Source organism: Deinococcus arcticus, assembly GCF_003028415.1.
In the GTDB taxonomy this organism is placed as follows: domain Bacteria; phylum Deinococcota; class Deinococci; order Deinococcales; family Deinococcaceae; genus Deinococcus; species Deinococcus arcticus.
This window is the reverse complement of sequence record NZ_PYSV01000004.1, coordinates 17,080-43,047: the sequence shown is the minus strand read 5'-3', so window position 1 is coordinate 43,047 and position 25,968 is coordinate 17,080. Positions and strand designations below refer to the sequence as shown.

Annotated in this window: 23 protein-coding genes; 13 read left to right on the top strand and 10 right to left on the bottom strand. The window is 68.3% G+C overall.

Annotated elements, in window-relative coordinates; all coding sequences use genetic code 11:
* Positions 1-41: 41 nt before the first annotated feature.
* On the top strand, positions 42-926 hold the full coding sequence (locus C8263_RS05295; protein WP_107137291.1) for a class I SAM-dependent methyltransferase: 885 nt from the start codon (positions 42-44) through the stop codon (positions 924-926).
* Between the two features lie 347 nt (positions 927-1,273).
* Positions 1,274-1,732 carry a hypothetical protein gene (locus C8263_RS05290; protein ID WP_107137086.1) on the top strand — a complete coding sequence of 153 codons (459 nt, stop codon included), beginning with the start codon at positions 1,274-1,276 and terminating at the stop codon, positions 1,730-1,732.
* A 317-nt stretch (positions 1,733-2,049) separates the two neighbouring features.
* Here C8263_RS05290 and C8263_RS05285 read toward each other — a convergent pair whose 3' ends face one another.
* From C8263_RS05285 to C8263_RS05275, 3 genes are read right to left on the bottom strand one after another with little or no spacing between them, the layout of a single operon-like run.
* Positions 2,050-2,493, bottom strand: a complete 444-nt coding sequence (locus tag C8263_RS05285) for a response regulator (RefSeq protein ID WP_107137085.1) — start codon at positions 2,491-2,493, stop codon at positions 2,050-2,052.
* On the bottom strand, positions 2,490-4,757 hold the full coding sequence (locus C8263_RS05280) for a PAS domain-containing sensor histidine kinase (RefSeq protein ID WP_107137084.1): 2,268 nt from the start codon (positions 4,755-4,757) through the stop codon (positions 2,490-2,492). Before C8263_RS05280 ends, C8263_RS05285 begins: the two co-directional genes overlap by 4 nt.
* 14 nt (positions 4,758-4,771) lie before the next feature.
* On the bottom strand, positions 4,772-5,437 hold the full coding sequence (locus tag C8263_RS05275) for a response regulator transcription factor (RefSeq protein WP_107137083.1): 666 nt from the start codon (positions 5,435-5,437) through the stop codon (positions 4,772-4,774).
* 256 nt (positions 5,438-5,693) lie between these two features.
* On the opposite strand from C8263_RS05275, the gene C8263_RS05270 reads away from it, so the two are divergent.
* The 4 genes from C8263_RS05270 (at position 5,694) to C8263_RS05255 (ending at position 9,684) form a co-directional block, all read left to right on the top strand.
* Entirely contained in the window at positions 5,694-7,373 is a 1,680-nt protein-coding gene (locus C8263_RS05270; RefSeq protein WP_107137082.1) for a ribonuclease J, read from the top strand.
* Positions 7,374-7,575: 202 nt separating this feature from the next.
* On the top strand, positions 7,576-7,977 hold the full coding sequence (locus tag C8263_RS05265) for a GntR family transcriptional regulator (protein ID WP_107137081.1): 402 nt from the start codon (positions 7,576-7,578) through the stop codon (positions 7,975-7,977).
* Entirely contained in the window at positions 7,974-8,888 is a 915-nt protein-coding gene (locus C8263_RS05260; protein ID WP_107137080.1) for an ABC transporter ATP-binding protein, read from the top strand. Before C8263_RS05265 ends, C8263_RS05260 begins: the two co-directional genes overlap by 4 nt.
* Positions 8,875-9,684, top strand: a complete 810-nt coding sequence (locus C8263_RS05255; RefSeq protein WP_107137079.1) for a hypothetical protein — start codon at positions 8,875-8,877, stop codon at positions 9,682-9,684. The genes C8263_RS05260 and C8263_RS05255 overlap by 14 nt, the downstream gene beginning before the upstream one ends.
* Before the next feature lie 76 nt (positions 9,685-9,760).
* Here C8263_RS05255 and C8263_RS19235 read toward each other — a convergent pair whose 3' ends face one another.
* Together C8263_RS19235 and C8263_RS19460 are read right to left on the bottom strand one after the other, a co-directional pair.
* Positions 9,761-9,937: a hypothetical protein gene (locus C8263_RS19235; protein WP_158263745.1), complete on the bottom strand. Its 177-nt coding sequence runs from the start codon at positions 9,935-9,937 to the stop codon at positions 9,761-9,763.
* A gap of 97 nt (positions 9,938-10,034) precedes the next feature.
* Positions 10,035-10,613: a hypothetical protein gene (locus C8263_RS19460; RefSeq protein WP_199188316.1), complete on the bottom strand. Its 579-nt coding sequence runs from the start codon at positions 10,611-10,613 to the stop codon at positions 10,035-10,037.
* Positions 10,614-10,688: 75 nt separating this feature from the next.
* Here C8263_RS19460 and clpP point away from each other — a divergent pair, with 75 nt between their 5' ends.
* The 3 genes from clpP to lon all read left to right on the top strand — a co-directional run bounded on the left by clpP (position 10,689) and on the right by lon (position 15,072).
* Positions 10,689-11,291, top strand: coding sequence for an ATP-dependent Clp protease proteolytic subunit (clpP, locus tag C8263_RS05250; protein WP_199188315.1), 603 nt, complete (start codon positions 10,689-10,691; stop codon positions 11,289-11,291).
* Positions 11,288-12,496: an ATP-dependent Clp protease ATP-binding subunit ClpX gene (gene clpX, locus C8263_RS05245; RefSeq protein WP_107137078.1), complete on the top strand. Its 1,209-nt coding sequence runs from the start codon at positions 11,288-11,290 to the stop codon at positions 12,494-12,496. Before clpP ends, clpX begins: the two co-directional genes overlap by 4 nt.
* A gap of 140 nt (positions 12,497-12,636) precedes the next feature.
* On the top strand, positions 12,637-15,072 hold the full coding sequence (gene lon, locus C8263_RS05240; RefSeq protein WP_107137077.1) for an endopeptidase La: 2,436 nt from the start codon (positions 12,637-12,639) through the stop codon (positions 15,070-15,072).
* 111 nt (positions 15,073-15,183) lie between these two features.
* Here lon and C8263_RS05235 read toward each other — a convergent pair whose 3' ends face one another.
* Positions 15,184-15,684, bottom strand: a complete 501-nt coding sequence (locus tag C8263_RS05235) for a thioredoxin-like domain-containing protein (RefSeq protein WP_107137076.1) — start codon at positions 15,682-15,684, stop codon at positions 15,184-15,186.
* A gap of 248 nt (positions 15,685-15,932) precedes the next feature.
* Here C8263_RS05235 and C8263_RS05230 point away from each other — a divergent pair, with 248 nt between their 5' ends.
* The gene (locus tag C8263_RS05230) at positions 15,933-19,352 is read left to right on the top strand and encodes a diguanylate cyclase (protein WP_158263743.1); all 3,420 of its coding nucleotides are present in this window, start codon (positions 15,933-15,935) and stop codon (positions 19,350-19,352) included.
* A 66-nt stretch (positions 19,353-19,418) separates the two neighbouring features.
* Here the strand turns inward: C8263_RS05230 and C8263_RS05225 are convergent, their stop codons facing one another.
* The gene (locus tag C8263_RS05225) at positions 19,419-20,882 is read right to left on the bottom strand and encodes an MBL fold metallo-hydrolase RNA specificity domain-containing protein (protein WP_107137074.1); all 1,464 of its coding nucleotides are present in this window, start codon (positions 20,880-20,882) and stop codon (positions 19,419-19,421) included.
* A 92-nt stretch (positions 20,883-20,974) separates the two neighbouring features.
* Between C8263_RS05225 and C8263_RS05220 the strand changes: the two genes are divergently transcribed.
* The gene (locus C8263_RS05220; RefSeq protein ID WP_107137073.1) at positions 20,975-21,448 is read left to right on the top strand and encodes a universal stress protein; all 474 of its coding nucleotides are present in this window, start codon (positions 20,975-20,977) and stop codon (positions 21,446-21,448) included.
* Positions 21,445-22,371 carry a lactate/malate family dehydrogenase gene (locus C8263_RS05215; protein WP_107137072.1) on the top strand — a complete coding sequence of 309 codons (927 nt, stop codon included), beginning with the start codon at positions 21,445-21,447 and terminating at the stop codon, positions 22,369-22,371. The genes C8263_RS05220 and C8263_RS05215 overlap by 4 nt, the downstream gene beginning before the upstream one ends.
* A 12-nt stretch (positions 22,372-22,383) precedes the next feature.
* Here the strand turns inward: C8263_RS05215 and C8263_RS05210 are convergent, their stop codons facing one another.
* The 3 genes from C8263_RS05210 to C8263_RS05200 all read right to left on the bottom strand — a co-directional run bounded on the left by C8263_RS05210 (position 22,384) and on the right by C8263_RS05200 (position 25,060).
* Entirely contained in the window at positions 22,384-23,427 is a 1,044-nt protein-coding gene (locus C8263_RS05210; RefSeq protein WP_107137071.1) for an LptA/OstA family protein, read from the bottom strand.
* Between the two features lie 122 nt (positions 23,428-23,549).
* Positions 23,550-24,443, bottom strand: a complete 894-nt coding sequence (locus C8263_RS05205; RefSeq protein WP_107137070.1) for an LptA/OstA family protein — start codon at positions 24,441-24,443, stop codon at positions 23,550-23,552.
* Between the two features lie 11 nt (positions 24,444-24,454).
* Entirely contained in the window at positions 24,455-25,060 is a 606-nt protein-coding gene (locus tag C8263_RS05200; protein ID WP_107137069.1) for a hypothetical protein, read from the bottom strand.
* A gap of 100 nt (positions 25,061-25,160) precedes the next feature.
* Here C8263_RS05200 and C8263_RS05195 point away from each other — a divergent pair, with 100 nt between their 5' ends.
* Positions 25,161-25,937, top strand: a complete 777-nt coding sequence (locus C8263_RS05195) for a TatD family hydrolase (protein WP_107137068.1) — start codon at positions 25,161-25,163, stop codon at positions 25,935-25,937.
* The last annotated feature ends 31 nt before the right edge of the window (positions 25,938-25,968 follow it).

Sequence of the window (25,968 nt, the reverse complement as noted above, 5' to 3'; positions counted from 1 at the left end):
CCTTGACCGTTCCTGATGCCCTGCACTTCACCGATGAGCCCATGAGTGTCGTCTTCCCGGCGGTGCGCCAGTGTCTGCGCGGGCGCGGCGAGGTGCAGTTCACCGTGCCGGACCCCCACCTGGGGCCGGGCCTGTACGCGGGCGAGGCCACCCCACATGGCCGCCACCGTCCCTGGGCGGTCTGGGCCGATCTGGCCGATCTGCTGGGGGCGCATCTGCTCACCCCCCAGCCGGCGGGCCCCGGGCGAGTGCACGTGACCCTGCGCGCCTGGGCCCCCACGCCCGACCCCGACGCTGGGGGTTACGGCCCAGACAGCCCCTGGGGCCGCGTGGACAAGCTGGAAGACCCGGTGTTCCTGGCCACCTTCGTGGAGGCCCTGCGCCGGGTGGACCCCCCGCCGGGCGGGCGCGTGCTGGCACTGGGGGTCAATGCGGGCCGCGAGCTGGACGCCCTGGAGCTGGCTTTTCCCGGGCGAGCGCTCACCGTGGTGGGCGTGGACCTCAACCGCGAGGCACTGGCGGCGGCGCAGGCCCGCCACCCGGGCGCGCAGTTTCATGCCCTGGACGTGGGTGCCCTGCCGCCCAGCCTGGGCCGCTTCGATCTGGTGCTGGCCCTGAGCCTGTTGCAAAGCCCGGGGGTGGTGCAGGACGTGCTGCTGTCCCGGCTGCGCCGCAACCACCTGACCCCGGGCGGCGGGCTGATTCTGGGCTTTCCCAATGCCCGTTACCGCGACGGCACCCTCAGCTACGGCGCCCGCATGCGCAACTACGCCCGCCCCGACCTGAGCCTGCTGGCCGCCGACGTCACCAACGCCCGGCGCGGCCTGCAGAAACACGGCTACAAGGTGTTTGTCACTGGCAAGTACGAGGTGCTGCTGAGCGCCATTCCGGCGAGCAAGCGCACGCCTGTTGACCTGGAGCTCTAATCCGGATTCCGTCTGTAATGCCCGAAATCCGGAAGAGAACCGATTTGCTCACGCCACGCCCGGAGGGACGTGTTTCTCTCCCTCGCTCTGCGCAGCCGCTCTCCGAGTCCGCTCGAATGGAATCGTGTCTGCCAACGATTCCATCGGAGTCCGTATCAGTCGCTCGCTGTTGATGTTGAGATCAACCGAGCAAGGCGAGAAGCGAACAGAGAGGGTCGAACCGGAAATGCAGACGTTTCGGCACTCTTCTGAACCGTTGGAATGGGAGGGGCGAGGCACTTGGCTCGCAAGGGGGCTGACAAACCTCCTTACCCTTTCTTCATCCATGCGCTAGGCTGGGCGGCCGTATGCGTGCCCTGTTTCTGCTGCCTGCCTTGTTCCTTGCCGCCTGTGCCCCAGCGGCCTCCACTTCAACCTCTACCGACCTGAAAGGTCCGCTGGTCGAAGGTGAGCGCTGGACCATCACCGGCTTTGACCAGAACAGGAACAAGATGGAGGGCGAGGTGGTGGTCCCCACCAAGCCCGACTATCTCAACACGACCCGCAAGTGGGTATACCGTAGCGGGAGCTCGCTGATCTTTTACACCGAAAGCACACGCCACTTCGAGGTGCAGGATCTCCGCGATCCGTTGCGACTGCTGGTGTGCATTGTTCGGCAGCCTTATGACGCCAGCATCCGGGAATACGCAGGCATCAGTGTGTCTGGGGCCAGAGACGAGCTGGACGCTGTGTTTGCCAAGCTGAGCGGGAGCGACGGGCGCCTGGTGGGTGGCAACTGCACCCTCAAGCGTGAAGTCAAGACCTGAAATCATACGGGTTTCAAAACATTCCGTACCGCATGACGGAATGTTTTCGACCGTAGGGATGAGGCAAAGGTATGGATTTCTGAGAAGGCGGGGAACATCCAGTTCTTTCCTAAGTGCTTTGCCCCTCCCATTCCAACGGTTCAGAAGGGCGCAGAAACGTTTCCATGCCCGGGGCGAAGCACTTTTTTCGCCTCTCGCTCCGCTCGGTTGATCTAAAGATCAACAGCGAGGTACTTAGATGTTCCAGAAATGAACGGAATCCGTATCAAACAACAGGAGCCCCGGCACAGGCGTGACTGGGGTCCCTGCTTTGTTCCCTAGGCGCGTGGTGGAAAGCGCACGAAGGTGAGCCAGAAGGCTTCAAAGGCGCGCATGGCCCCCAGAAAGTTCTCGAAGCCCACCGGCTTGACCACGTAACCGCTGGCGTGCCGCTCGTAGGAGGAGCGCACGTCGTCGTCGGCCTGGCTGGTGGTCAGCATCACCACCGGAATGCTGCGCAGTTCGGGGTCGGCCTTGAGTTCTTCCAGCACCTCCAGCCCCGTTTTGCGCGGCATGTTGATGTCCATCAGAATCACGTCGGGGCGCGGGGCCTGGGCGTGCTCGCCCTCGCGGCGCAGGAAGCGCAGGGCCTCCACGCCGTCGCGCGCCACATGCATGCGGTTGGGCACCCGGGAATCCTCAAAGGCTTCCAGGGTCAGCAGCACATCGGGCTCGTTGTCTTCAACCAGCAGAATTTCAATGGGCGCAGGTATGGCGGTCATGGTGTGGGGCCCCCCGGCAGAAGCACATGAAACGTACTGCCCTGTCCAGGCACAGATTCGACCCAGATGCGCCCGCCGTGGTGCTCCGCAATCTTACGGCAGATGGCCAGGCCCATGCCGTTGCCCGCAAAGGTGTCGCGGTGGTGCAGGCGCTGAAAAATCTCGAAGACCCGCGCGTGGTGGTCCGGCGCGATGCCAATGCCGTGGTCGCGCACCTGCAGGTGCACAAACGCGCCCGCCTGCGCCGACGACACGTGCACCCGGGGGGCCTCGCCCGGCGCATGAAATTTCAGGCCGTTGCCCACCAGGTTGGTCAGCAGCTGGGTCAGCAAGGAGCCCTGGCCCAGCACCCGGTGGGGTGTGTCCCAGCTGAGGGTGCCGCCGCCCTGCAAGCTGCCCTGCAGGTTCGCCGCCGTGGCCTGCATCAGGTCGTTCAGGGCCACCGGAACGGGGGGTGCGTCCTGCCGCCCGGTGCGGGCGAAGGTCAGCAGGTCCTGAATCAGGCTGCGCATGCGCTCCACGGCCGCCTGGGTAAACTGCAGGTACTGCCCGGCGCGGTCGTCCAGTTGCCCTGCGTAGCGCCGGGCCAGCAACTCGGTGTAGCTGCCAATGGTGCGCAGCGGTTCTTGCAGGTCGTGGCTGGCCACGTAGGCAAACTGTTCCAGATCCTGGTTGGAGCGCTCCAGATTCTCGATCATCTCGTGCAGCTGTGCCCGCGCCTGCTCGCGCTCGGTGATGTCCTGCACCATCACCACCGCGCCGCTCACCTCGCCCCCGGCGGTGTGGGTGGGGGTCACCACGTAGCCCACCGGCACCGCGCGCCCGGACGCGTGCCACATCACGTCGCGCTCTCTGCGCCGGGCCACGCCGTCCACCAGGGTCTGGTGAATGGGGCACTCGGCCAGCAGGTAGGGGCGCCCGTCCTCGTGGTGGTGGTGCACCAGAGCATGCTGTTTTTGCCCGATCATGTGCTCCACGCTGTAGCCCAGCATTCGCGCCGCCGCCGGGTTGGCGAAGGTGGTCACGCCCGCCGCGTCCAGGCCGAAAATGCCCTCGCCCGCCGCAGTCAGCAGCAATGTGGAAAAGCGCGTGACCTCGGCCAGTTCGGCGGTGCGGGCCTGCACCCGCGCTTCCAGGGCGGCGTTGGCGTCCAGCAGCGATTGCCGCGCGGCGTGTAGCTCGGTCACATCGGTGTTGGTGCCCACCCACTCCAGAATCTCGCCCTGTTCGCCGCGCACCGGCACGCCGCGCGCTTCCATGGCCACGTACTGCCCGTCGGCGCGGCGCACCCGGTACTCGGTGCGGTAGCCGGTGTGTTCGCGGGTGGCCCGCTGCCACGCCGCCTGGGCGTGGGCGCGGTCCTCGGGGTGCAGGGCCAGCACCCAGCCGTCCGGGCTGTACTGCTCGGGGGTCTGGCCGGTAAAGGCTTCCCAGTCGGGCTGCGGCGGCATGAAGGCGCCGTCCGGGCGGGCGGTCCAGACCACCTGCGCCGTGGCCTGTACCAGCGAGCGAAAGCGCTGCTCACTGCGGCCCAGAGCGCTCTGGGCCGCGCGCAGTTCAGTCACGTCGGTAAACACGGCCGTGACCTGCTTGGGCTGCGTGCGCCCCGGGGCCAGGCGCGGAATGGCCGACACGTCCAGCCACCGCCACGACTCGCTGTGCGGATGAAAGATGCCCATGGGGACGTGGTGCTGGGGCTCGCCCGTGGCCAGGGCCTGCATGGCCGGGTGCTGCTCGCCGGGAAAGGGTGAGCCGTCCGGGTGAATGGCCTGCCAGCGCGGGTCCACCGAGGCGCGCCCCCGCAACTGGTCCTGGCTGAGGCCCAGAATCGCCTCGGCGGCGCGGTTGGCGTGCAGAATGCGGCCGTCCGGGGCCTGTACCGCCATGCCCAGGCGCAGGCTGTCCATCAGTTCCAGCGCCACCTCCAGCGGGTCGCGCGCCGCGTGCAGGTGCAGCAGCGCACCGCCGCCCGCCGGGGCCGCCGTGACCAGGGCCGGGGCCACCGTGTCCAGCAGCCGCGCCGTGACCTGCGCGCTCTGGCCAGCCAGGGCCTGCTGCGCGGCGCCGCGCACCGCCTGGACACTGGCGTCATCGAACAGTGCGTTCCAGTCGCCGCCGGGTGAAACGCGGGCAATACGCTCGTGGGCCGCCGCGTTCAGGGTCACGGTGCCGTCGGGGCGCAGCAGCGCCACCGGGTCGGGCAGGGCGGCCAGCAGGGCCGCCGCGTCCAGACCCGCAAAGGCTTCACCCTGTACGGCGCTCAAGGGAGCAGTCCTGCTCAGCCGCGCAGGGCGTAGCCCACGCCGCGCACGGTGCGCAGCAGGCCGTAGCCGTCCAGATCGCGCAGCTTGGCGCGCAGGTTGGCCATGTGGACGTCCACCACGTTGCTGCCCTCGGGCAGGCGGCCCTGCCAGATGTCCTGGCCGATTTCCTGGCGCGAGTACACGCGCCCGGGCTGGCGAATCAGCAGCGCCAGAATGTCAAATTCCTTGGGGGACAATCTCAGTTCGTCGCCCTTGTAGGTCACCAGGCGCTTTTGCGGGTCCAGGGTCAGGTCACCCATAGTCAGGCTCTCGGTGGTGCGCTGGCGCAGCTGCACCTTCACGCGCGCCAGCAGTTCGTCGGGGTGAAAGGGCTTGATCAGGTAATCGTCGGCGCCCAGGCCCAGCAGGCGCACCTTCTCTTCCACGGTGTCGCGGGCGGTCAAGACAATGATGGGCACGGCGCTGTTCTTGCGCAGCCGCTGCACCACGTCGCCGCCGTCGAAGTCGGGCAGCCCCAGGTCCAGCAGAATCAGGGTGGGCTGGTCCTCGCGGGCCTTGATCAGGCCGTTCATGGCGCTGTCGGCGTGGTCCACTTCGAAGCCGGCGTCCGTCAGGTCCATGCGCAGGACGTTGGCGATATCCAGATCGTCCTCGATGACAAGAATGCGTTGCGTGCTCACGCCCCCGATGATACCGCTTCATGAAGCGCGTCTTCACGTGCCTGCCGCGCCCGGCCGCGCGGGGGGCCGCCCTGCCCCCCCGGCCGGGGGGTGTGCTAGGTTGGGCATACCGCGTCTTGGACCCACCCTGCCCCGCAGGCTGACCCCGAGCGACACAATCCATCCTCCCTCTGGCCGCGTGACGTTCGGCCCCGCCTTCTCTCACAACCCGCCTGCACCACGGTTCCGGCTTCAGGCGCTGGCATACGGAGTCTTTATGAGCAACCCCAGCAAGGCCCGCCCCGAGGGCTCGGCGCCCCAGGCCCCCCACCTTGAAGTGATTCCGCTGGGCGGCATGGGCGAGATCGGCAAGAACATTACCGCCTACCGCTACGGCGACGAGATCATGGTGGTGGACGCTGGTCTGGCCTTTCCCGACAGCCACCAGATGGGCATTGACCTGATTATTCCGCGCATTGATTACCTGCAGCAGCACGCCGAGTTGATCCGGGGCTGGATTCTGACCCACGGCCACGAGGACCACATTGGCGGCCTGCCGTACATCCTGCCCCGCCTGCCCAAGGTGCCGGTGTACGGCGCCGGGCTGACCCTGGGCCTGGTGCGCGAGAAGCTCAGCGAGTTCGGCATCCGCGACGTGGACACCGACCTGCGCGAGGTGCAGATGGGCGACGTGGTCCGCATTGGCACCCACTTTCAGGTGGAGTTCCTGCGCATGACCCACTCCATTCCCGACAACGCCGGGTACATCCTGACCACCCCGGCAGGCGTGGTGCTGCACACCGGCGACTTCAAGCTGGACGAGGAACCCAGCGACGGCCGCCCCAGCGATCTGGCGCGCATTGAGCAGGCGGGCAAGGACGGCGTGCTGCTGCTGATCAGCGACTCCACGAACGCCGAGCGCCCAGGCCGCAGCGCCAGCGAGGCCGAGGTGGCGCGCAACCTCGAACAGCTGATTGCCAGCTGCAAGGGCCGGGTGTTTCTCTCCACCTTTGCGTCGAACGTGCACCGCATGCAGAACATCGTGCAGATTGCCCACCGCCTGGGCCGCCGCGTGGTGCTGGAGGGCCGCAGCATCCTCAAGTACGCGCAGGTGGCCCAGAGCGTGGGCTACATGGAACTGCCCGAGCCGTTCCTGACCAACGACGAGGTGGGCACCCTGCAGGACCAGCAGGTGCTGTACATCTGCACCGGCTCGCAGGGCCAGCCCATGAGCGTGCTGCCCCGGCTGGCCTTTGGCAACCACGCCAAGATTGCCCTGAAGCGCGGCGACTCGGTGATTCTGAGCAGCAACCCCATTCCCGGCAACGAGGAAGCGGTGAACCTCGTCATTAACCGCCTGTACGAGATTGGCGTGGACGTGTATTACCCGCCTGCCCACAAGGTGCACGCCTCCGGGCACGCTTCTCAGGAAGAACTGGCCACCGTGCTGAACCTTGCGCGGCCCAAATTCTTTCTGCCCTGGCACGGCGAGCCCCGCCACCAGATCAACCACGCCCGGCTGGCCCAGACCCTGCCCCGGCCCCCCAAGCGCACCCTGATCGCCAAGAACGGCGACGTGGTGCGCCTGAGCCAGGACGACTTCAAGGTGACGGGCACGGTGCCGGCCGGCGCCGTGTACGTGGACGGCCTGGGCGTGGGCGACATTGGCGACGACGTGCTGCTGGACCGCGTGAACATGAGCCAGGAAGGCATCCTGATCATGACGGCGGTGCTGCACCCCACGCCCCACGTGGAAATCGTCTCGCGCGGCTTTGTGCGCGCCAACCGTGAACTGGACGGCCAGATTCGCAAGGTGGCCCTGGACGCCGTGGACCAGGGCATGCGCGAGAAGAAACGCCTGGAAGACGTGCGTGACGACATGTACGGCGCGGTGCGGCGCTTCGTGCGCAAGGTGACCGGCCGCAACCCGGTGCTGATTCCGCTGATCGTGGATTGAGGTGAGCCGGGAGAGGGCCAGCCTGGGCGGCATCCGGGCTGGCCCTTGTTGTGATGTTTGAAGAGAGTGGCCCGATGTGGCCCCGGTCTTCCCAGCGCTACCCCAGGGGAGGTCGGTTCCTGGCCCATGTCAACCACTTGCCGGACAGGCTCGGTTAAACCTGTTTGACACCTGCCACCCATGTTTTTATTGTGCTAGAACAATGACACATTCACCCTCAGATCTGTTGCTGATGCTGGAACTGACTCCGCACAGTGTTCTTCCGCTCCATGTCCAGCTGGCGGCCCGGCTCAGGCGTCTGATTGACCTAGGGGTGTTGGCCCCGGGCGAGCCGCTGCCTACTGTCCGGGAACTGAGCGCGGCCCTGCGGGTGGCGCCGGCCACCATCGTCCGGGCTTACGCGGCGTTGCAGGACGACCAGATGGTGCAGGCGCGGGCTGGTGCGGGCACTGTTGTTCGGGGGCCCTCGCCCACCCCTGAAGCGCTGCGGCCAGAACTGCTCAGCGAGTTCCAGGCTCTTGCGGCTCGACTACTGCGGGCTGGCATTCCTCTCCCCGAGTTGCAGCGGTGCCTGGACGCCGCGCACCTGGTGGCCACGCGATGAACGGCGCCCCTGTGGTTCACGCCCAGAGCCTGACAGTCAGGCGCGGCGGCCACCGGCTGCTGGACCGCTGTAGCCTGACTCTGGACAGCGGCAGTATCTGTGCGCTGCTGGGGCCTAACGGCGCGGGCAAAAGCTCTTTCCTGCGGACACTGCTGGGTCTGCTGTGCCCCGATGAAGGCCACTTGGAGGTCCTGGGGCTGGTACCTGCGCGCGTTCCACAGGATGTCCGGGCAGCGGTCAGCCTGGTGCCGACCGGGGGCCTGCTGCTGGACGGGCTGACAGCGGCGCAGCATTTTCAGGTGGGATCGCGGTTTGAGCCGCGCTGGGCCAGCAGCACCGCCCAGCGGGTTGCCGAACTGTTTGATCTGCCCCTGAACCGCGTTTCCCGGCACCTGTCCACCGGTCAGCGCGTGGGGCTGGCGCTGGCGTATGCGTTCGCTTCCCAGCCGCGTTTGCTCCTGCTGGATGAGCCCACCAACGGACTGGACCATCACCACCGTGAGGTCCTGCTGTCGCTGGTCGCCGCGTACGCCGCCGATGGGGGCACGGTCCTGTTCACCTCTCACGTTCTGTCAGAAGTGGAAGCTCTGGCCGACACGGTGGCCTTTATGCACGCCGGGCATCTTGCTCTATCGGGGACCATGCACGACCTGCTGCGGCGCTACGCCACCGTGCAGGCCATCTATGATGCCCAGGTGCCGCTGGTGACGGCCCAGTGGATCAGGCTGCAGTTTCCCCAGGCTGAGGTGGAGATCATTGGGCGCGTGCTGCGGGTGTCGCACTACGAGCGGACCGACGAGATTCTGGATGCCCTGGCTGCGGAGCAGCCCGTGGACCTGCAGGTGCAAGCAGGTACGCTCACGCGGCTGTACGGCGCGGTCGTGGAGGAGGGCGTGCGTGCTGTGGTTTGAGTGGTATACCCGGCGGCGCCTGTGGCTGGGCCTCGCCGTGGTCACAGGTACGCTGTGCTTTTCGTATGCCCGGCAAAGCGGCTTTTTCAGCGGCTTCGAGGCCACGGGGCGCGCGCCGGAGGTTCGGCTCCTCTCCGGGACCTTCACCTCGGCGCTGGATATGTTCCTGTTGGAGCTGCCGCTGGCCCTGCTGGTCAGCTGGCTGGGGGCATCTGTCCGCGAACAGGCGGCTTTCTTGCAACACCGTCCACTGAACCCGCGCGCCGTGATTGCCGGGCGCCTGGGCTTTTTACTGGGGTTTATCGCTGCCTTGGTAGGACTGGCCTTCCTGATGCAGGGGCTCTTCGCCGCCACCCCTACCGTCTGGATGAGCCGGGACACCTTCTGGATGTTTCTCGCGCAGGCTTCGGTCCTCTGCTTGCTGAAATTCAGCCTCACCGCCACCCTGGCCATGGGCCTGTCACGCTTTGTGCCCGCTGCGGGGGCCAGTCTGCTGGCGGTGTTGCCGCTGCTGCTCAACCGCTGGAGTGAACAGGGACAGGCCCTAGTGCTGGGGGTAGAGTTGCACTATGGTCCGGCACAGCTGGCAGGCGTGGAGGAGCTTAGGCCCTACGCCTTGGCTCTGGGCGTGGCGCCGCAAGCACTCGACACGGACCCCACCACTTGGCTGCGGGCCGGCGCGGTGGGGTTAGCGCTGGCGCTGCTGGTGACGGTGACCCTGTGGGTTTGGGGAACACAGGATGCCCAGCATCCAGTCCGGGTTACCTGGAACCGGCTGCGAAAAAGCGTGGGTTAATGGCCACAGGGTGCAGGCCGACTGGGTTCACATGTTCCAGTCGGCCTTCGCGGCGAAGCTAGATTACCTGCCTGTTTTAATCCTCGACCACCGTGGTCGTGGTGGTCTGGGTGACTGCAGGCTGCACCGGCTCGACGTGTTCTTCCTGCCGCACCTCGTGGCGCTCGTGGTGGGTTTCGGTGCCGGTCATGGGGTCGCGGGTCTCGGTCACTTCGGTGACCTCGGAACGCTTGGCGGTGTCGTCTGTGTGCATGGGTGACCTCCTGGGAATGAACTGAGGGCCTTAGCGTACTGCGCCGCTTCAGGCGGGGCCCCGCAGATAAACCCTTGCGAAAGCCGGGGCGAAGGATTCAGGTGCCGCGCGCCTCCCAGCGGGCGCGGAACGTGTGCTCGGCGGCGCAAAGCTGCGCCAGCGCGGCGGCTGCTTCATAGGGAGGCAGCAGGGTTTGACACACCAGCGCCGCGCGACGGAAAGGCAGAAAGAGGCTTGGAGAGACGAGCATTAGAGGCTCGTATTCCTCTGCCATAAACGTCAGGAGGCCTTGCGGGGTCGAAACTCGATTCAGGAAAGGGAGCAGAACCTGGGTGCAGCTCGCCTCTATCTCTGCGGCAATGCGGTGAACTTTGGTCTCTGTGGCCTTTGTGGACAGAGGCCATCTGTCCGGTCCAGGCCCGCCCAAGCGGCTGGATACGCTGCGAAAAGCCAGCTCTATGGGCTCACCACCATGAACCACTTGGAAGGCCATGCGGCCCGTGACGCTCACAAGGCAGCCGTTCTGGCGCTGCTGCACAGCGTATTCAAGCGACTGGATGCCGTACGCCACTTTGCGCTGAAAGGTTGGCCCCCAGCCACCCTCTTTTTCCTCTGTAAACCCCCACCCCTCTGCCTGCGCCGCCAGCAAGGAGAGCAGCCTGTCTCTGGCGTCCATCTCCTCCGGCTCTGTTTCACCCCTACTGCCCACACTGACACTTTACGTTTTGTCGCCCGTGCGATAATCGCCCCCATGAGCGTGATTCCCTACGTGATCGAGCAGACCGGGCGCGGCGAGCGGATGTACGACATCTACTCGCGCCTCCTCAAGGACCGGATTATTTTCGTGGGCACGCCAATCGAGTCCCAGATGGCGAACACCATCGTGGCGCAGCTGCTGCTGCTGGACTCGCAGAACCCCGAGCAGGAAATTCAGATGTACATCAACTGCCCCGGCGGCGAGGTCTACGCGGGCCTGGCCATCTACGACACCATGCGCTACATCAAAGCGCCGGTGAGCACCATCTGCGTGGGCATCGCCATGAGCATGGGCAGCGTGCTGCTGATGGCGGGCGATAAGGGCAAGCGCATGGCCCTGCCCAACAGCCGCATCATGATTCATCAGGGGTCGGCGGGCTTCCGGGGCAACACGCCGGACCTGGAAGTGCAGGCCAAGGAGGTGCTGCACCTGCGCGACAAGCTGGTCAGCATTTACCACAAGCACACCGACCTGCCGCACGACAAGCTGATGCGCGACATGGAGCGCGACTACTTCATGTCGCCCGAAGAAGCGCAGAAATACGGCCTGATTGACACTGTGATCGAGAACACGCGGGAACTGGGAGGCGTGCAATGACCAAGACGGGAGGAGACCGCTGCTCGTTCTGCGGGCGCCAACATCCGCAGATTGCCCAGCTGATCGAGGCGCCGGGGCGCGCGGCGTTTATTTGCAACGAGTGCACCGAGCGGGCCCACGAACTGGTCAAGCAGAACAAGAAGTCTGGCGGAGACTTCAACCTCACCGAACTGCCCACGCCCAGGGAAATCAAGGCGTATCTCGATGAATTCGTGATCGGGCAGGACGAGGCCAAAAAGGCCCTGGCCGTGGCCGTGGTCAGCCACTACCAGCGCCTCGCCCACCCCGACGTGAACCTGCAAAAGAGCAACATCCTGCTCATTGGCCCCACCGGCACCGGCAAGACGCTGCTGGCGTCCAGCCTCGCGGAGATGCTGGAAGTGCCCTTTGCGATTGCGGACGCCACCACCCTGACCGAGGCCGGGTATGTGGGTGACGACGTGGAAAACGTGATCGTGCGCCTGCTGCAGGCCGCCGAGTACGACGTGGCCGCCGCCGAGCGCGGAATCATTTACATCGACGAGATTGACAAGATTGCCCGCAAATCCGAGGGCACCTCGATTACGCGCGACGTCTCTGGCGAGGGCGTGCAGCAGGCCCTGCTGAAGATCATTGAGGGCACCGTGGCCCAGGTGCCGCCGCAGGGGGGCCGCAAGCACCCACAGCAGGAACTGGTGCAGGTGAACACGAAAAACATCCTGTTTATCGTGGGCGGCGCCTTTGACGGCATTGCCGACATTGGCCGCAGCCGCACCAACGTGCGCGCCGTGGGCTTTGGCGCCGAGCACAAGGGCGACGAGAAGGCCGAGTTGCGCTTCCTGCCCGAGGACCTCGTGAAGTTCGGCCTGATTCCCGAGTTCGTGGGCCGCCTGCCGCTGGTCGTGCAACTCCAGGACCTTGACGAGGAGGCGCTGGTGCGCATCCTGACCGAGCCGCAGGGCGCCATTGTCTCGCAGTACCAGGCCCTGTTCGGCTTTCAGGACGTGGACCTGAGCTTCACGGAAGAGGCCCTGCGCGAGGTGGCCCGCCGTGCCCGCGAGCGTAAGACCGGGGCACGTGGCCTGCGCGCCGTGCTGGAAAAAGCCATGACTGATCTGCTGTTCGAGCTGCCCGTGGAGGGCCTGCGCGAACTGCGCTTCGACGCCGGCCACATAGATGACCCCATGACCCTCCTTGAGTCTAAGGGACTCAAGAAGTCTGCTTAAACGCAACAGAGCTTACAGCAAGCCTCCGCACCCGTCCCTAGACTCTGGGGACACCGTGCGGGGGTATTTCCCTTTTTCACCCCTGCGATACACTGACCCATTCACGCGCGGCCCAGCGCAGCGCGACCCAAGGAGCAAGCATGATCTGGGAACTACCCGTCGTCGCCCTGAGAAACATCGTGATTCTGCCCGGCGTCACCATGAACGTGGACGTGGGGCGCCCCAAGAGCAAGCGCGCGGTGGACGAGGCCCAGGCCAGTGACCGCCGCGTGCTGCTGCTGACCCAGAGAGATGCCCGCACCGATGACCCCACCCGCGCCGAGCTGTACGAGATGGGCGTGCTGGCCGTCATCAAGCAGGTTGTGCGTATGCCCGACAACACCTATCAGGTGCTGGTGGAAGCCCAGGAACGGGCCGCCGTGCTGGACGAGGTGCCTTCAGCCTATATGCGCGTGCGCGCCGAGACCCAGCCTGCAGCCGCCGACCCCAGCCGCGAAGCCGCCGTGCTGGCCGGCGAGGTCAAGAGTGCTTTTGAAGAGTACCAGCGCCAGAACAAGAACCTGCGCCTGGACAACTACCAGCTTGAAGGCATCAAGGCCCTGACCGACGCGGGCGCCCTGGCCGATCAGGTGACCCACCACGCCACCTGGACGCCCGAGGAAAAGCAGGAGATTCTGGCGGCCGTGGAGCTGCGCCCCCGCCTGGAAGGCGTGCTGAAGCTGTTGTCGCGCGACACCGAGCGCTTCAACATGGACAAGAAAATTGCCGGGCGCGTTAAAGAGCAGATGGACGCCAACCAGCGCGAGTACTACCTGCGCGAGCAGATGAAGGCCATCGGCAAGGAACTGGGCGGCGGCGAGGACGGCCCCGCCGAGGTCGAGGCCCTGCGCGAGAAGATTGAAGGCGCGGGCATGCCCGACAGCGTCAAGGAAAAGGCCCTTAAGGAACTCCAGCGCCTGGAGCGTACCCCGGGTGGCAGCCCCGAAAGCACCGTCGTGCGCAACTACATTGACTGGCTCATTGACGTGCCCTGGAACAAGCGCGACGAGGAAATCCTCGACATCAGCCGCACGCGCGAGATTCTGGACGCCGACCACTACGCCCTGGGGGACGTCAAGGACCGCATTCTGGAGTTCCTGGCCGTGCGTCAGCTGACCCACAAGCCCGGTGAGACCGAAGCGGAGCGCAAGGAGCGCAGCGCCGAGGAACGCACCGACGACGCCGAGCTGCGCGCGCCAATTCTGGTGCTGGTGGGCCCCCCCGGGGTGGGCAAGACCAGCCTGGGCAAGAGCATCGCCCGCAGCCTGAACCGCAAGTTCGTGCGCATGGCCCTGGGCGGCGTGCGTGACGAGGCCGAGATTCGCGGCCACCGCCGCACCTACATCGGCAGCATGCCCGGGCGCATCATCCAGGCCATGAAAAACGCGGGCGTGACCAACCCGGTCATTCTGCTCGACGAGATTGACAAGATGAGCAGCGACTGGCGCGGCGACCCCTCAAGCGCCATGCTGGAAGTGCTGGACCCCGAGCAGAACCACACCTTCCAGGACCACTACCTGGAAGTGCCCTACGACCTCTCGCAGGTCATGTTCATCACGACGGCCAACAGCCTGCAGACCATTCCCCGGCCCCTGCTGGACCGCATGGAAATCATTCAGATTCCCGGCTACACCCAGCCCGAGAAGGTGGAGATCGCCAAGCGCTACCGCGTGCCCCGGCAGGTGAAGAGCCACGGCCTGACCGGCAAGCTGGACATCACCGACGCGGCTCTGAACCGCATTGTGGAGGAGTACACCGCCGAGAGCGGCGTGCGCAACCTGGACCGGCAGGTGAGCAAGCTGGCGCGCAAGGCCGCCCGCGAGCTGCTGGAAAAAGCCTGGGAGGGCGTGAAGGTTATTGACGCCGCGCAGGTGCCGGATTACCTGGGGGTGCCTGTGCACCGCCCCGACAAGATGGAAAAAGAGCCCCAGGTGGGCGTGGCGCAGGGCCTGGCCTGGACCAGCGTGGGCGGCACCATGCTGATGGTAGAAGCCCTGGCGACCCCCGGGACCGGCAAGATTGTCATGACCGGCAGTCTGGGCGACGTGATGAAGGAAAGCGTGGCGGCGGCCATTGCCTACCTGCGCGCCCACGCCGCCGAGTACGGCGCCGACCCCGAGTTCCACAAGACCCTGGACCTGCACGTGCACTTCCCCGACGGCGCCACGCCGAAAGACGGCCCCAGCGCGGGCATCACGATTGCCACGGCCGTGATCAGCGCCATCACCGGGCGCCCGGTGCGCCTGGACGTGGCCATGACCGGCGAGATCAGCCTGCGCGGCCGGGTGCTGCCCATTGGCGGCGTCAAGGAGAAGCTGCTGGCGGCCCACCAGGGCGGCATCCGCGAAGTGATTATTCCCAAGGACAACGAGCCCCACCTGCAGGAGGTGCCCGACAGCATTCGCGGCGACCTGCGGATTCACACCTTCGAGCGCGTGGGGCAGGTGCTGGACCTGCTGCTGCTGCCCAGGCCCGAGGCCGACGAGCCGAATATGCCCGTTCCCATGAGCAAGGGCGCGACCCAGCCCGGCGCGTAACGAGAGAAGGGAAAGCCCCCCGGTTTTGCGCCGGGGGGCTTTCCTTCTGGTCATGGGCCGTGGGCTCTGGGGGGTGGGCCCCAGGGCTCATGGCCCAGAGCCCACGGCCCTTTACTGCGTTTCGCCGTAGGCCCCGCTACACGAGGCGCCGCGTTCCGGGGCCGTAACGCCCTGCTCGTACTTGTCCAGGAACGCCTTTAAGCGCTCGTCGCCCGCCGAGTCCACCTTCAGCTGGGCGCCCCAGGCACTGGCAGCCACCGGCTTGTCCAGGCCCTCGTACGGGCTGAGCAGGGTATAGGTGCGGCCCTCCACCAACTTCTTGAGCTGGTCCACCTGGGCCTTGTCCAGATCGGGGCGGTAAGTGATCCACACCGCGCCGTGTTCCAGGCTGTGCACGGCGTGTTCGTTGTACAGGGGGCGCTCGTACACCCCGCAGTTCTGCCAGCTGGCGTTGTGGGCGCCGCCTACTGGGGGGGTCTCGGCGTAGATCAGCGAGCCGGTGCGGTGGTCGCCGCCGTCGTACTTGAAGGTCTGCACGCCGTCAATGGTCTTGGAACCGCAGGCGGTCAGGGCCAGAAGGGCAGAGGAGGCCAGCAGGAAAGCGCGTGTCATGGGCCCCCACAGCTTAGCGGCTGGGCATGAGGGGTGAAAGGCGGACCGGGCCCCGGCGGCACTGGTCCTGGGGCCCGCCCGGTGGGGGGCGGCGCGCGCCACACCCCACAGCAGGGCCGTTTTCACATACTCTGGCAGCACCCCAGGGCCCCCGCAGGACCGCCCATTGCTGGACGGATCACTGCTGGATTGACGTCCGCTGCTGGTCCCTGGGCCGGGCATCACAGGAAACCGCCTTCTGGAGGGTCATGTCGCAGGAACCCAGCGCGTTCAAGCTGCCCCCCCATGCCGACGCCGCCGCCTTCCGGCGCCTGCTGGCCCTGACCGCCCGGCTGCTGGGGGTACCGGCCGCCGCGCTGTGGGCGCCGCGTCTGGACGCCGCCGGGGCCGCGCCGGACACGCTCCTGGCCTGGCTGTGCCTGCAAACGTGGCTGACCCCGGCCCAGGGCCCCGTGCTGTACCCGGGCCCCAACCTGGACCCGCCCGCCGCGCTGCGCGCGCAGGCCCCGCGCTTCTTTGCCGGGCTGCTGCTGTGCGGCGGCGACGGCCAGCCCCTGGCGGTGCTGTACGGCGCGGACCCCCAGCCGCGTTCTGGGCCCCCGCCCGGCCTGAGCGAGGAGACCCAGGCGGCCCTGAACGACCTGGGCGCCCTGCTGGTCCATGAACTGGGCCGCGCGCAGCCGGTGACGACCACTCCGGCGCTGCAGACCATCAGCGAGCACACCTCGGACGCGGCGTATGTGAAGGACCGGGCGGGGCGCTACGTGCTGGTGAACCCGGCGGCCGGGGCCATGCTGGGGTGCGCGCCCACCCTGATGCTGGGGCAGACGGATGAAGCGCTGTTTGGCGCCCAGGCTGACCGCCACCTGCGCGCCCTGGAAGAACGCGTGATGCACACTGGCGTGCCCGAGCTGACCGAGCGGGTGGTGCGGGCGCGTACCTTCGAGCTGGTGACGTGGCCGGTGACGGCCCCGCACGGCGCTGTGGACGGAGTGGTGAGCCTGGGCCGCGACCTCACCGACCGGCGCCACCGGGCCCAGGCCCTGCAGGACGCCAGCGCGGCCCTGGCGGGGCAGGTGGACCTGCGCACCCAGACCCTGGCGCGGCTGGCGCTGGAAGACCCGGTGACGGGCCTGCACAACCGCCGGGCCTTTGACGCCGATCTGGATATCGCCCTGGCCCAGGTGAGCCCGGGCAGCGAGGTGACGCTGCTGCTGCTGGACGTGAACGCCTTCAAGGCCTGGAACGACGTGCACGGCCACGACGCCGGCGACGCGCTGCTGCGCGCGCTGGGGGGTGCGCTGCAGGCCAGCTGTCCGGGCGCCACCGTCTACCGCCTGGGAGGCGATGAATTCGCCCTGATGGGACTGGACCTGGATCCTGGGCCGCTGCGCGAGTGCGTGCGGGCCGCCGAACGCGCTGTGCAGGCCCAGGGCTTTGCCGAACTGAGCTGCGCCGTGGGGCTGGCCCGTGCCCCGGCCGAGGCCGGCACCCCCAGCACCCTGGTCCGGCTGGCCGACCAGCGCATGCTGCATGAAAAGGCCGCGCGCCGGGCCGAACAGGGTCTGGGCAGCCTGACCGGCGCGCCGCCCGATGACCGGGCCCTGGAACTGGCAGGCGAGGTGACCTTTGGGGCGCTGCGGGCCACGCTGGCGCTGCTGGCCCACGATGAGCGCGCCGGGCACAACGTCTGGGCGCCGCTGCTGGAAGCCGCCGTGGCGGCGGTGCCCGGCGCCGAAAGCGGCTCGCTGTCCCTGCGCGACGGCGAGACGTTTGTGCTGCAGGCCCAGGTGGGCTATTCCAGCGCCCTGGTGGGCGTGCAGCAGCCGGCGGCTGCGGCGCACGTGTGGTACGGCAGCGCCAGTGCGCCGCAGGCCAGCCGCGCGCGGCTGCTGACCCGCTCCGAGATTCGCCAGCGCCTGCAGGCCGCCGCCGCCAACGAGGAATGGACGCGCGCGCGCCCGGCGTTCGAGACCCACGGCGAACTGACCCACATTCAGGCCAATGTGTGCGTGCCGGTGGTGCAGGGCGGGCAGGTGGTGGCCTACCTGAACCTGGACAACCTGCAGAACCCGGCGGCGTTCTCGGGCCGCAGCGCCGATATTGCCGAGGCGTTTGCCACCCAGATTGCGGCGCTGCTGGCCGCGCGGCGCCGGCAGGCCCAGGAAGCGGCCCGCCGCCGCGAACTGGAGGGGCTGCTGAGCGTGACGGCGGCGCTGCGTGAAGTGACCCACCCCGCGCAGGCGGAAGCGGTGCTGGCGCAGCAGGCTGCTGCCCTGCTGGGCACCGCCGAGGTCACGCTGTGGCCTGCCGGGGAGGTGCCGCAGCAGGCGCCCCAGGGCGCGCCGGACGGGCAGGACCCGGCGCCCGCCCTGGCCCGGCAGGCGCTGCAGACCCGGACCGTGGTGCGCTGGCCGCCCCCCGGGGCCGAGGGCCCGGCGCCCAGCGGGCCCGCCGTGATGGCCGCGCCGCTGTGGCGCTCGGGTGGCCAGCCACTGGGGGCGCTGCTGGCCACCCGGGCGCGCCCGCCCTTTACCGAGCTGGACGCGGGGCTGCTGGGCGGAATTGCCGCCATCGGCGCCACGACCCTGGAGCGGCTGGAGGGAGTAGAAGCCCTGCGGCGGCGCGCCGAGGAATTCCAGAAGCTCAGTGACCTGTCGCACCTCAGCGCCGCCCTGACGGACCCGGCGCAGGTGGCGCGGCGCAGTCTGGCGGAGTGCCGCACCTTTCTGGGCGCGGATGTGGCTGCCCTGGTGGGCCTGGACGGCGAGGCACTGGTGACCGACGGCGGCCCGGCCTCAGCCGAGCTGCAGGCGGCCCTCCTGGCGGCCCTGGCGGGCGACCGTGCGCCCGCCAGCCACGCAGGTGCCCCCGCGCTGGACGCGGCAGGCGTGCAGGCCCTGATGACGGCCCCGGTGCAGCAGGACGGCCGCGTGGTGGGCCACGCCTGTCTGCTGTGGGGGCGGGCAGGCCCCCGGCCCCCGGCCGCGCGCCCGCTGCTGGACCGGGCCGCCGAGCTGGTCGGGCAGGCCATGGAACGCCGCGCGCACCTCGCCGCGCTGGAAGCCACCCAGGAAGGCGCCCTGCTGACCCTGGGCCTGGCCCTGGAACTGCGGGATTTCGAGACGGCCGGCCACACCCGCCGCGTGGTGCAGCAGGCGCTGCGGCTGGGCGCAGCGCTGGGCCTGGGTGCCGAGGAGCTGGAGGGCCTGCGCCAGGGCGCTTACCTGCACGATATTGGCAAGCTGGCGGTGCCCGACCGCATTCTGCTCAAGCCGGGGCCGCTGGACATGGCCGAGCGGGCCGTCATGCAGAGCCACGCCGATGTGGGCGCGGCCCTCACCCGCAGCGTCGCCACCCTGCACCCGCTGGCCCGGGCAGTCGTTCGCCACCACCACGAGCGCTGGGACGGCAGCGGCTACCCCGACGGTCTGGCTGGCAACCAGATTCCGCTGGTGGCCCGGGTGTTCAGTGTGGTGGACGCCTACGACGCCCTGACCAGTCACCGCGTGTACAAGGCCGCCTGGGCCCCCGAGGCGGCCCTTCAGGAGGTGCAGGCGCAGGCGGGCCGCCAGTTTGACCCGGTGATCGCCGCGCTGTTTGTGCGGTTGCAGGCCCAGCCGGACCTGCTGGGCCAGCCGCCGGAAGTCCCGGCCCCGGAAGCCTAGGGCGCCCGGCCACTGCCGCACAGGAGAGGGCCGCGCCTAAAGCCACCCTGACGCTCTTGGTCGGGCCTACTCGCCGCCGGCCACCACGCCGCCTGCCGGGGCCGGGGTGGCGGTAAAGCCCGGCGGGGTACCGCCCGGAAACCCCGCGCCCAGCAGGTCCACATTGTTCCGGTCCGGCACGATGTCGCCTTTCAGGCCCTGCGCGGCCAGCACCGGCAAGAAAGCGGCCATCACCTCGTCCTCGCCGTGGACCAGCCACACGTGCGGCTGACCCATGGGCGCCAGGAAGGCCAGCAGATCGTCCTGATCGGCGTGGGCGGAAAAGCCGCCGATGGTGTGCACCTGGGCGCGCACCGCGACCTCCTCGCCCATCAGACGCACGGTATCGGCGCCCGCCACAATGCGCCCGCCCAGGCTGCCCGGCGACTGGTAGGACACGATGATCAGGCTGGTGCCGGGCTTCCACAGGTGGTGCTTGAGGTGGTGCTGAATGCGCCCGCCCGTCATCATGCCGTTGCCCGCCAGAATGATCGCCGGGCCGTCGTAGCGGTTGATGCGCTGGGATTCGGCGCTGGTGTTGACCACATGCAGGGTGTTGGGCCGGAAGGGGTCCTCGCCCGACTGCAGGGCGTCCCGGACCTCGGGAATCAGCTCGTCGCCGTATTCAAAGTATTCGTGCGTGGCGCGCGCCGCCATGGGCGAATCCAGAAACACCGGCATGCGCGGCACCTCGCCGCTGTCCATCAGGGTTTTGAGGGTGTGCAGGATAGTCTGGGTGCGCTCAATGGCAAAGCTGGGAATCAGAATCTTGCCGCCCTGGCGCACGCTGTCGCGCAGGGCCGCGCTGAATTCCGCCAGGGTTTCGGGCCACGCGCGGTGGGTGCGGTTGGCGTAGGTGGATTCCAGGACCACGGCGTCGGCCTGGGGGGGCAGCGTGAAGTCGGGCTGCAGGCCGCTTTCGCGGTTGCCCAGGTCGCCGCTCATGATCAGGCGGCCCTCTCGGCCTTCCAGCAGCAGGTAGGCGCTGCCCAGGATGTGCCCGGCGCGGTGCGGGGTCACGCGCACACCGGCAATACGCTGCGGCTCGCCAAAGCTCAGGCTGGGGCGCAGCAGCGCCAGGGCGCGGTGCACGTCCGCTTCCTCGTACAGGGGCGGGGGCACGGTGTCGTCGGGGTGACCCTGGCGGCGGGCGCGGCGGAGGTCGTGGCGGTAACCGTCTACCTGCAACCGGGCCGAGTCCAGCAGCACCGTCTCGGCCAGGGCGGCGGTGGGCGCCGTGCAGTACACCGGGCCCCGGTAACCGCGCTGCACCAGCAGCGGCAGGCGGCCCACATGGTCCAGGTGGGCGTGGGTCAGAATCACGGCGTCCAGCCCGGCCACATCGAAGGAAAACTCTTCGCGGTTGCGCGCCTCCATCTCGTCGCCGCCCTGAAAGAGCCCGCAGTCAATCAGCACCTGCCGCCCGTCCAGCGTCAGCAGGTGCATGCTGCCCGTGACCGTCTGCGCCGCCCCGAAACTCTGAAGGTTCATAGGGCAGTGTAGGGGCGGGCCCTGGGCACACGCACTTTACGGCCCCTTCACTTTCGCGCCGGACGGGTGGGGGGGCGGTGTACGGTCAGGGTATGACGCAGCGTCCTGACGGTTCCCTTCCTGGCTCTGCAGACGGCTTCGGGCGGATTCTGGTGGGGGTGGATTTCTCGGCGTCCTCACAGGCAGCCCTGCGGCTGGCGCGCCGCCACTTTCCGGCGGCGCAGCGCCTGCTGGTTCACGTAACCGACGCCCGCGTGACAGCCGCCCCCGATCTGATGGGCGGCGTGGTGCCCTCGCTGACCGACCCGGCCCTGCTGCACACCATGGAGGCCGCCGATGCCCAGCGGCTGCAGGCCCTGGTGCAGGAAGGCGAGGAGCTGGCGGTGCTGGTGGGCGACCCCGTGACCGGGCTGCTGGACAGTGCCCGCCGCTGGGGCGCCGACCTGATTGTGGTGGGCACCCACGCCCAGAGCGCACTGGAGCATTTCTTCGTGGGCAGCACCGCCGAGAAGATCGTCTCGCGCAGCGCCGTGCCGGTGCTGACGGTGCGCGGGGGCGCGGCATGAAGGTGGGGATCGTGGGCGCCGGACTGGTGGGCGCGACTGCCGCCTACGCCCTGACCCTGCGCGGCTCGTGCAGCGAAATCGTGCTGACCGATGTGGACGGCGAGCGGGCCCGCGCCGAGGCGCAGGACGTGGCCCACGCGGCGCCCGTGAGCCACGGGGCCCGCGTGACCAGCGGCGATCCGGATGAGCTGCGTGGTAGCGCGGTGGTGATCGTGGCGGCGGGGGCCAACCAGAAGCCCGGCGAATCCCGCCTGGACCTGCTGCAGAAGAACGCCGCCATCTTCCGCGACCTGATGGGGCAGGTCACGGCCGCCGCCCCGGGCGCGACCCTGCTGATCGCCACCAACCCGGTGGACGTGCTGACTGGCCTGAGCGCCGAACTGGCCCCCGGGCAGCCGGTGATTGGCTCGGGGACCGTGCTGGACAGCGCGCGCTTCCGGCATCTGGTGGCGGCGCGCGCCGGGGTGGACGCCACGCACGTCCACGGCTACGTGCTGGGCGAGCACGGCGACAGCGCGGTGGTGGCCTGGAGCACCGCGGCGGTGGCGGGGCTGCCGGTGGCCGAGTTCATGGCGGCGCGCGGCCTGCCCTGGACCCCGGAGATCCGCGCCCAGATTGAGGCCGACACGCGCGGGGCGGCCGGGCAGATCATCGCGGGCAAGCGCGCCACCTACTACGGCATCGGCGCGGCGCTGGCCCGCATTGCCGAGCGCATTCTGGACGACCGCCGCGCGGTGCTGACCGTCAGCGCGCCCACGCCCGAATTCGGCACCAGTCTCAGCCTGCCGCGTGTGCTGGGCCGCGCGGGCGTGCTGGACACCATTGTCCCCGCCCTGACCGAAGAGGAGCGCGCCGCCCTGGGCCGTAGCGCCGGCATTCTGCGCGAGGCCGCCGCCGCCCTGAACGCCGAGCCGCAGCCGTAGCTCTGGGCAGGCTCAGCGGGCGCCGGGGGGCGTGACTGGGGCCGCGCCCGGTGCGGGCGTCCCCCCCTCGGCCGGCTCTCCATCCACAAACTCGCCGGTGATGGTGCCGCCCTCGGCCTTCACGGCGCGCACCTCGTTGCGGTCCAGGTCGTACAGGATGGTGCCGGCGCGCAGCACATCCTGGCCCTTGACGCTCTCGGCGGGCTGTTCTGGCGTGCCGTACAGCCGCGCCACGTTCTGCGTGTCGTCGTACTCTACCCGCGCGGCCCGGCTGATCCGCCCCCCGTCAGAATTGAGCACCACGTTGCCCACCAGCGTGGTCTTTTCCTCGTCCACACTCACCTCAATGCGCTCACTCTGGCCGCTCAGGGGGTCCTTGTCGCTGCTGCGCTTGAAGGTGATGGGGCCGTCAATGCGGGCAATCCCGTCGGCGCTGTCGTACACCAGGGTCTGGCCCCGCAGTTCGGTGCGGCCCTGGGTGACCAGCACGGTGCTGGGCGCGGGTTTCGGCGTGGCCTCTACGCCGCAGCGGCTCAGGCGGTCGGTCTTGCCGGGCGGGGCGTCTTCCAGAAAGCGGGCGGTACCGGCGCTGGCTTCCACCCGGCCGTCGCTGCCCTCCTGCTCGTCCTTGGGCGGCAGCTGCGTGACCACGGCCAGCGGCACCTGAATCACGTTCTTGTCAATGGTCAGGCGCACGCCGCCGGTGTCGGTTTCACTGAACACCGCCAGCGTGGGGGCGTCTTCAGGTTCGTTCTCGGTGGGCGTGCACAGGGCGAACACGCCCGTGTCGTCCCGGGTGCCGGTCTTGACAATCAGGATGCGCCGTTCCTTGCCGTCTTTCTCGCTGCGGCGCACGAGTTCCAGACTGGACTGCTCGGCCCCGGCCGCCGGGGGGGCCAGGTCTTCCGGGGGCAGTTGCGGTGACGGGCTGGACTGAGCAGGAGGCGTGGGTGCGGGCGGGGGCGGCGCCTGCTGCGCCCACACCATCCCGGCGCCCAGTCCCAGCAGCAGCGCCAGCGTGGCCCGCCCTGTCCATGTCCAGCCTGCTTTGCTCATTGGGGCCAGTCTAGCTCCTGGCACATGAGACCATGCGGGCCAGCGCCGCATTCCGGGTGGCCCCAGGCTGCACAAAGCCCCCCCGGCGCGTAGGGGCCGGGGGGGCAGGGGAGCGACTGAAGTTACTTTTCGCTGCTCAGCTTGAACTGTTCCGTGGGAATCTTGTAGGCCGCGTTCAGGGCGCGCACGCGGGCGAGGTCGGTGCGCTGTTCCAGGTAGCCGCTGGCGGGGGCCTTGACGGTGGCCTTGCTCTTGCTGTCCACACTCACCGCGTTGCCCACCACGTAGGCCACGTTCTTCCGGTCGTCGTAGTACACGGCGTCGCCCGTGGTGGTGGTGGTGCCCTGCACCAGTTTCACGCCGCCGCGCACGTACAGGGTCTTGGTCTTGGTCAGGGCGCGCACTTCCTGCCCGGTGATCACCAGTTCCTTCTGGTTGCCCCTGGCCGCGCGGGTGAGGCTGGGGCTGCCGGTCAGCTGGGCAATTTCACGGTCCTCATCAAACACCAGTTTGTCGGCCCGGCCGCTCTGGGTGCCGGTGGAGAGCGTCACGCCGCCCGTGCTGGTAGAGACGTTGTTGTCCACGTCCAGGCTCATTTTCGGCGCCTTGATGGTCACGGTGTCGCCGTCTTCCTTCTTCTCGGGGACAAAGGTGGCGCTGGCGTTGCCGTCCAGCACGCCCTGGCCGGTGCTCTCGTCGTAGTTCAGGCCGTTGCCGGTGGCAGTCAGGCGGCCACGGGTCACCTTCACGTTGCCGGTAAAGGTGGCGGTGCGCTTGCCCTTGGCTTCAATCAGGGGAATGCCTTTGGGGGCGGCCATCACGGCCTGGCTGGCTTCAATATTCAGGGTGCTGACCTTGGCCTTGACCGGGCTGCCAGTAAAGGTGAGGGGGCCGTTGCGCACGTCGCCGCGCGGGCCACCCTGAATGGTGATCAGGCGCTTGTTGGCATCGCCCGTCTGGGCCAGCACCGGGGCGGCCACGGCCAGCAGGGTCAGGAGGGAGGCAGTCTTTTTCATGGAAACTCCTTTCAGGCTTTCACGCGCTGGCCGTTCACGCAGCGCTCGGTGGTGTCAAGGTAGGAAAAGGTGACAGAGTTCTTGTCGTCCACGTCTTCAATGTTGAAATCAAAGCTCATCTGCAACTTCTGGTAATCGCCGTTGAGGAAAGGAGAGCGCACCTTGGCCACTGGTGCGTAGAAGCCCCGGCCCCCCTCAATGCGCACTGGGGTCTGGTCATGCCCGGTCAGATCAATGTCTGCACATTCCTTCACCAGCGTGATGCGGGCCTGACGGGTGGTCATATTGTCCTGGCCGTCAATCGTCAGGTCCGGGGCGCTCAGGCGGGCGTCCAGCACGGTGCGGCCGGTGTAGCGGTTGCGCGCGTCTTTCTCCTTGACCACGCGCTGGCCCCCCGACAGGCCGCTGAGCACCGTGCGGCTTTGCAGCGGCTCGCTGGCCACCTGCGTGGCCTTGAAGCGCCACACGGCGTCCGGGTCGCGCGAGGGGTACAGGCGCAGTTCCACCCCGCTGAGGGTCACGCCGGTGCCGGCCTCGCTGCGCCCGGTGGGCACGAACGCAAAGACCAGCGCAAAGAGGGTGATGCCCGCCAGGGCGTAGAGGCCAGTTTTCTGCACGGCACGCACTCTAGCGCGGGCCTCTCATGAGAGTGGTGGGGGCCAGATGGGAGGCGTCTGGACGCGCCGCCTGGGCCGCACAGGGGTAGCCTGCGGGGCGATGATCGACACGCACACCCACCTGGACTATCTGGACGATCCGGCCAGCGCGCGCGGGGAACTGGGCCTGAGCGCCATGGTCTGCATTGGCGCGAGCCCCGAACACGCCCGCAACGCCGTGGCCCTGGCCGAGCAATTTCCCGATGTCTACGCCACCGTGGGCCTGCACCCCACCGACGCCGCCCAGGACAGCCCAGGGGCCCGGGCCGAACTGGAAGCCCTGAGCACGCACCCGCGCGTGGTGGGCATTGGTGAAAGTGGACTGGACGACTACTGGGACGACACGCAGCGGCCCGCGCAGCTCGCCGCCTTTGAGTGGCAGCTGGACCTCGCCGCGCGCATGGGCAAGCCGCTGGTGATTCATACCCGCGACAAGGCCGGGCAGGACCGCGCCCAGCAGGGCGTGATGGACGTGCTGCGCGCGTGGCCCGGGGTGCCGGTGATCCTGCACTGCTTCAGCGGGCACCCGGGGCTGCTGCGCTTTGGCCTGGAGCGGGGCGAGCACACCTTTTTCGGCTTTGCAGGCAACACCACCTACAAGAATGCCGCCGAGATTCACGCGGCGGCCCGCGAGCTGCCCCTCTCCCAGATGCTGCTGGAAACCGACGCCCCCTTTCTGGCCCCGGTGCCCAAGCGCGGCAAGCCCAATCGCCCCGGCTACGTGCGCTACACCCTGGAATTCATTGCGGCCCTGCGCGGCCTGGACCCGGCCGACCTGGAGCGTGCCACAGACGCCAACGCCCGGCGGGTCTACGGGCTACCCGATACCTCGGCTTGAGATACATAGAAAGCAGAGGTATGCTGCGGGC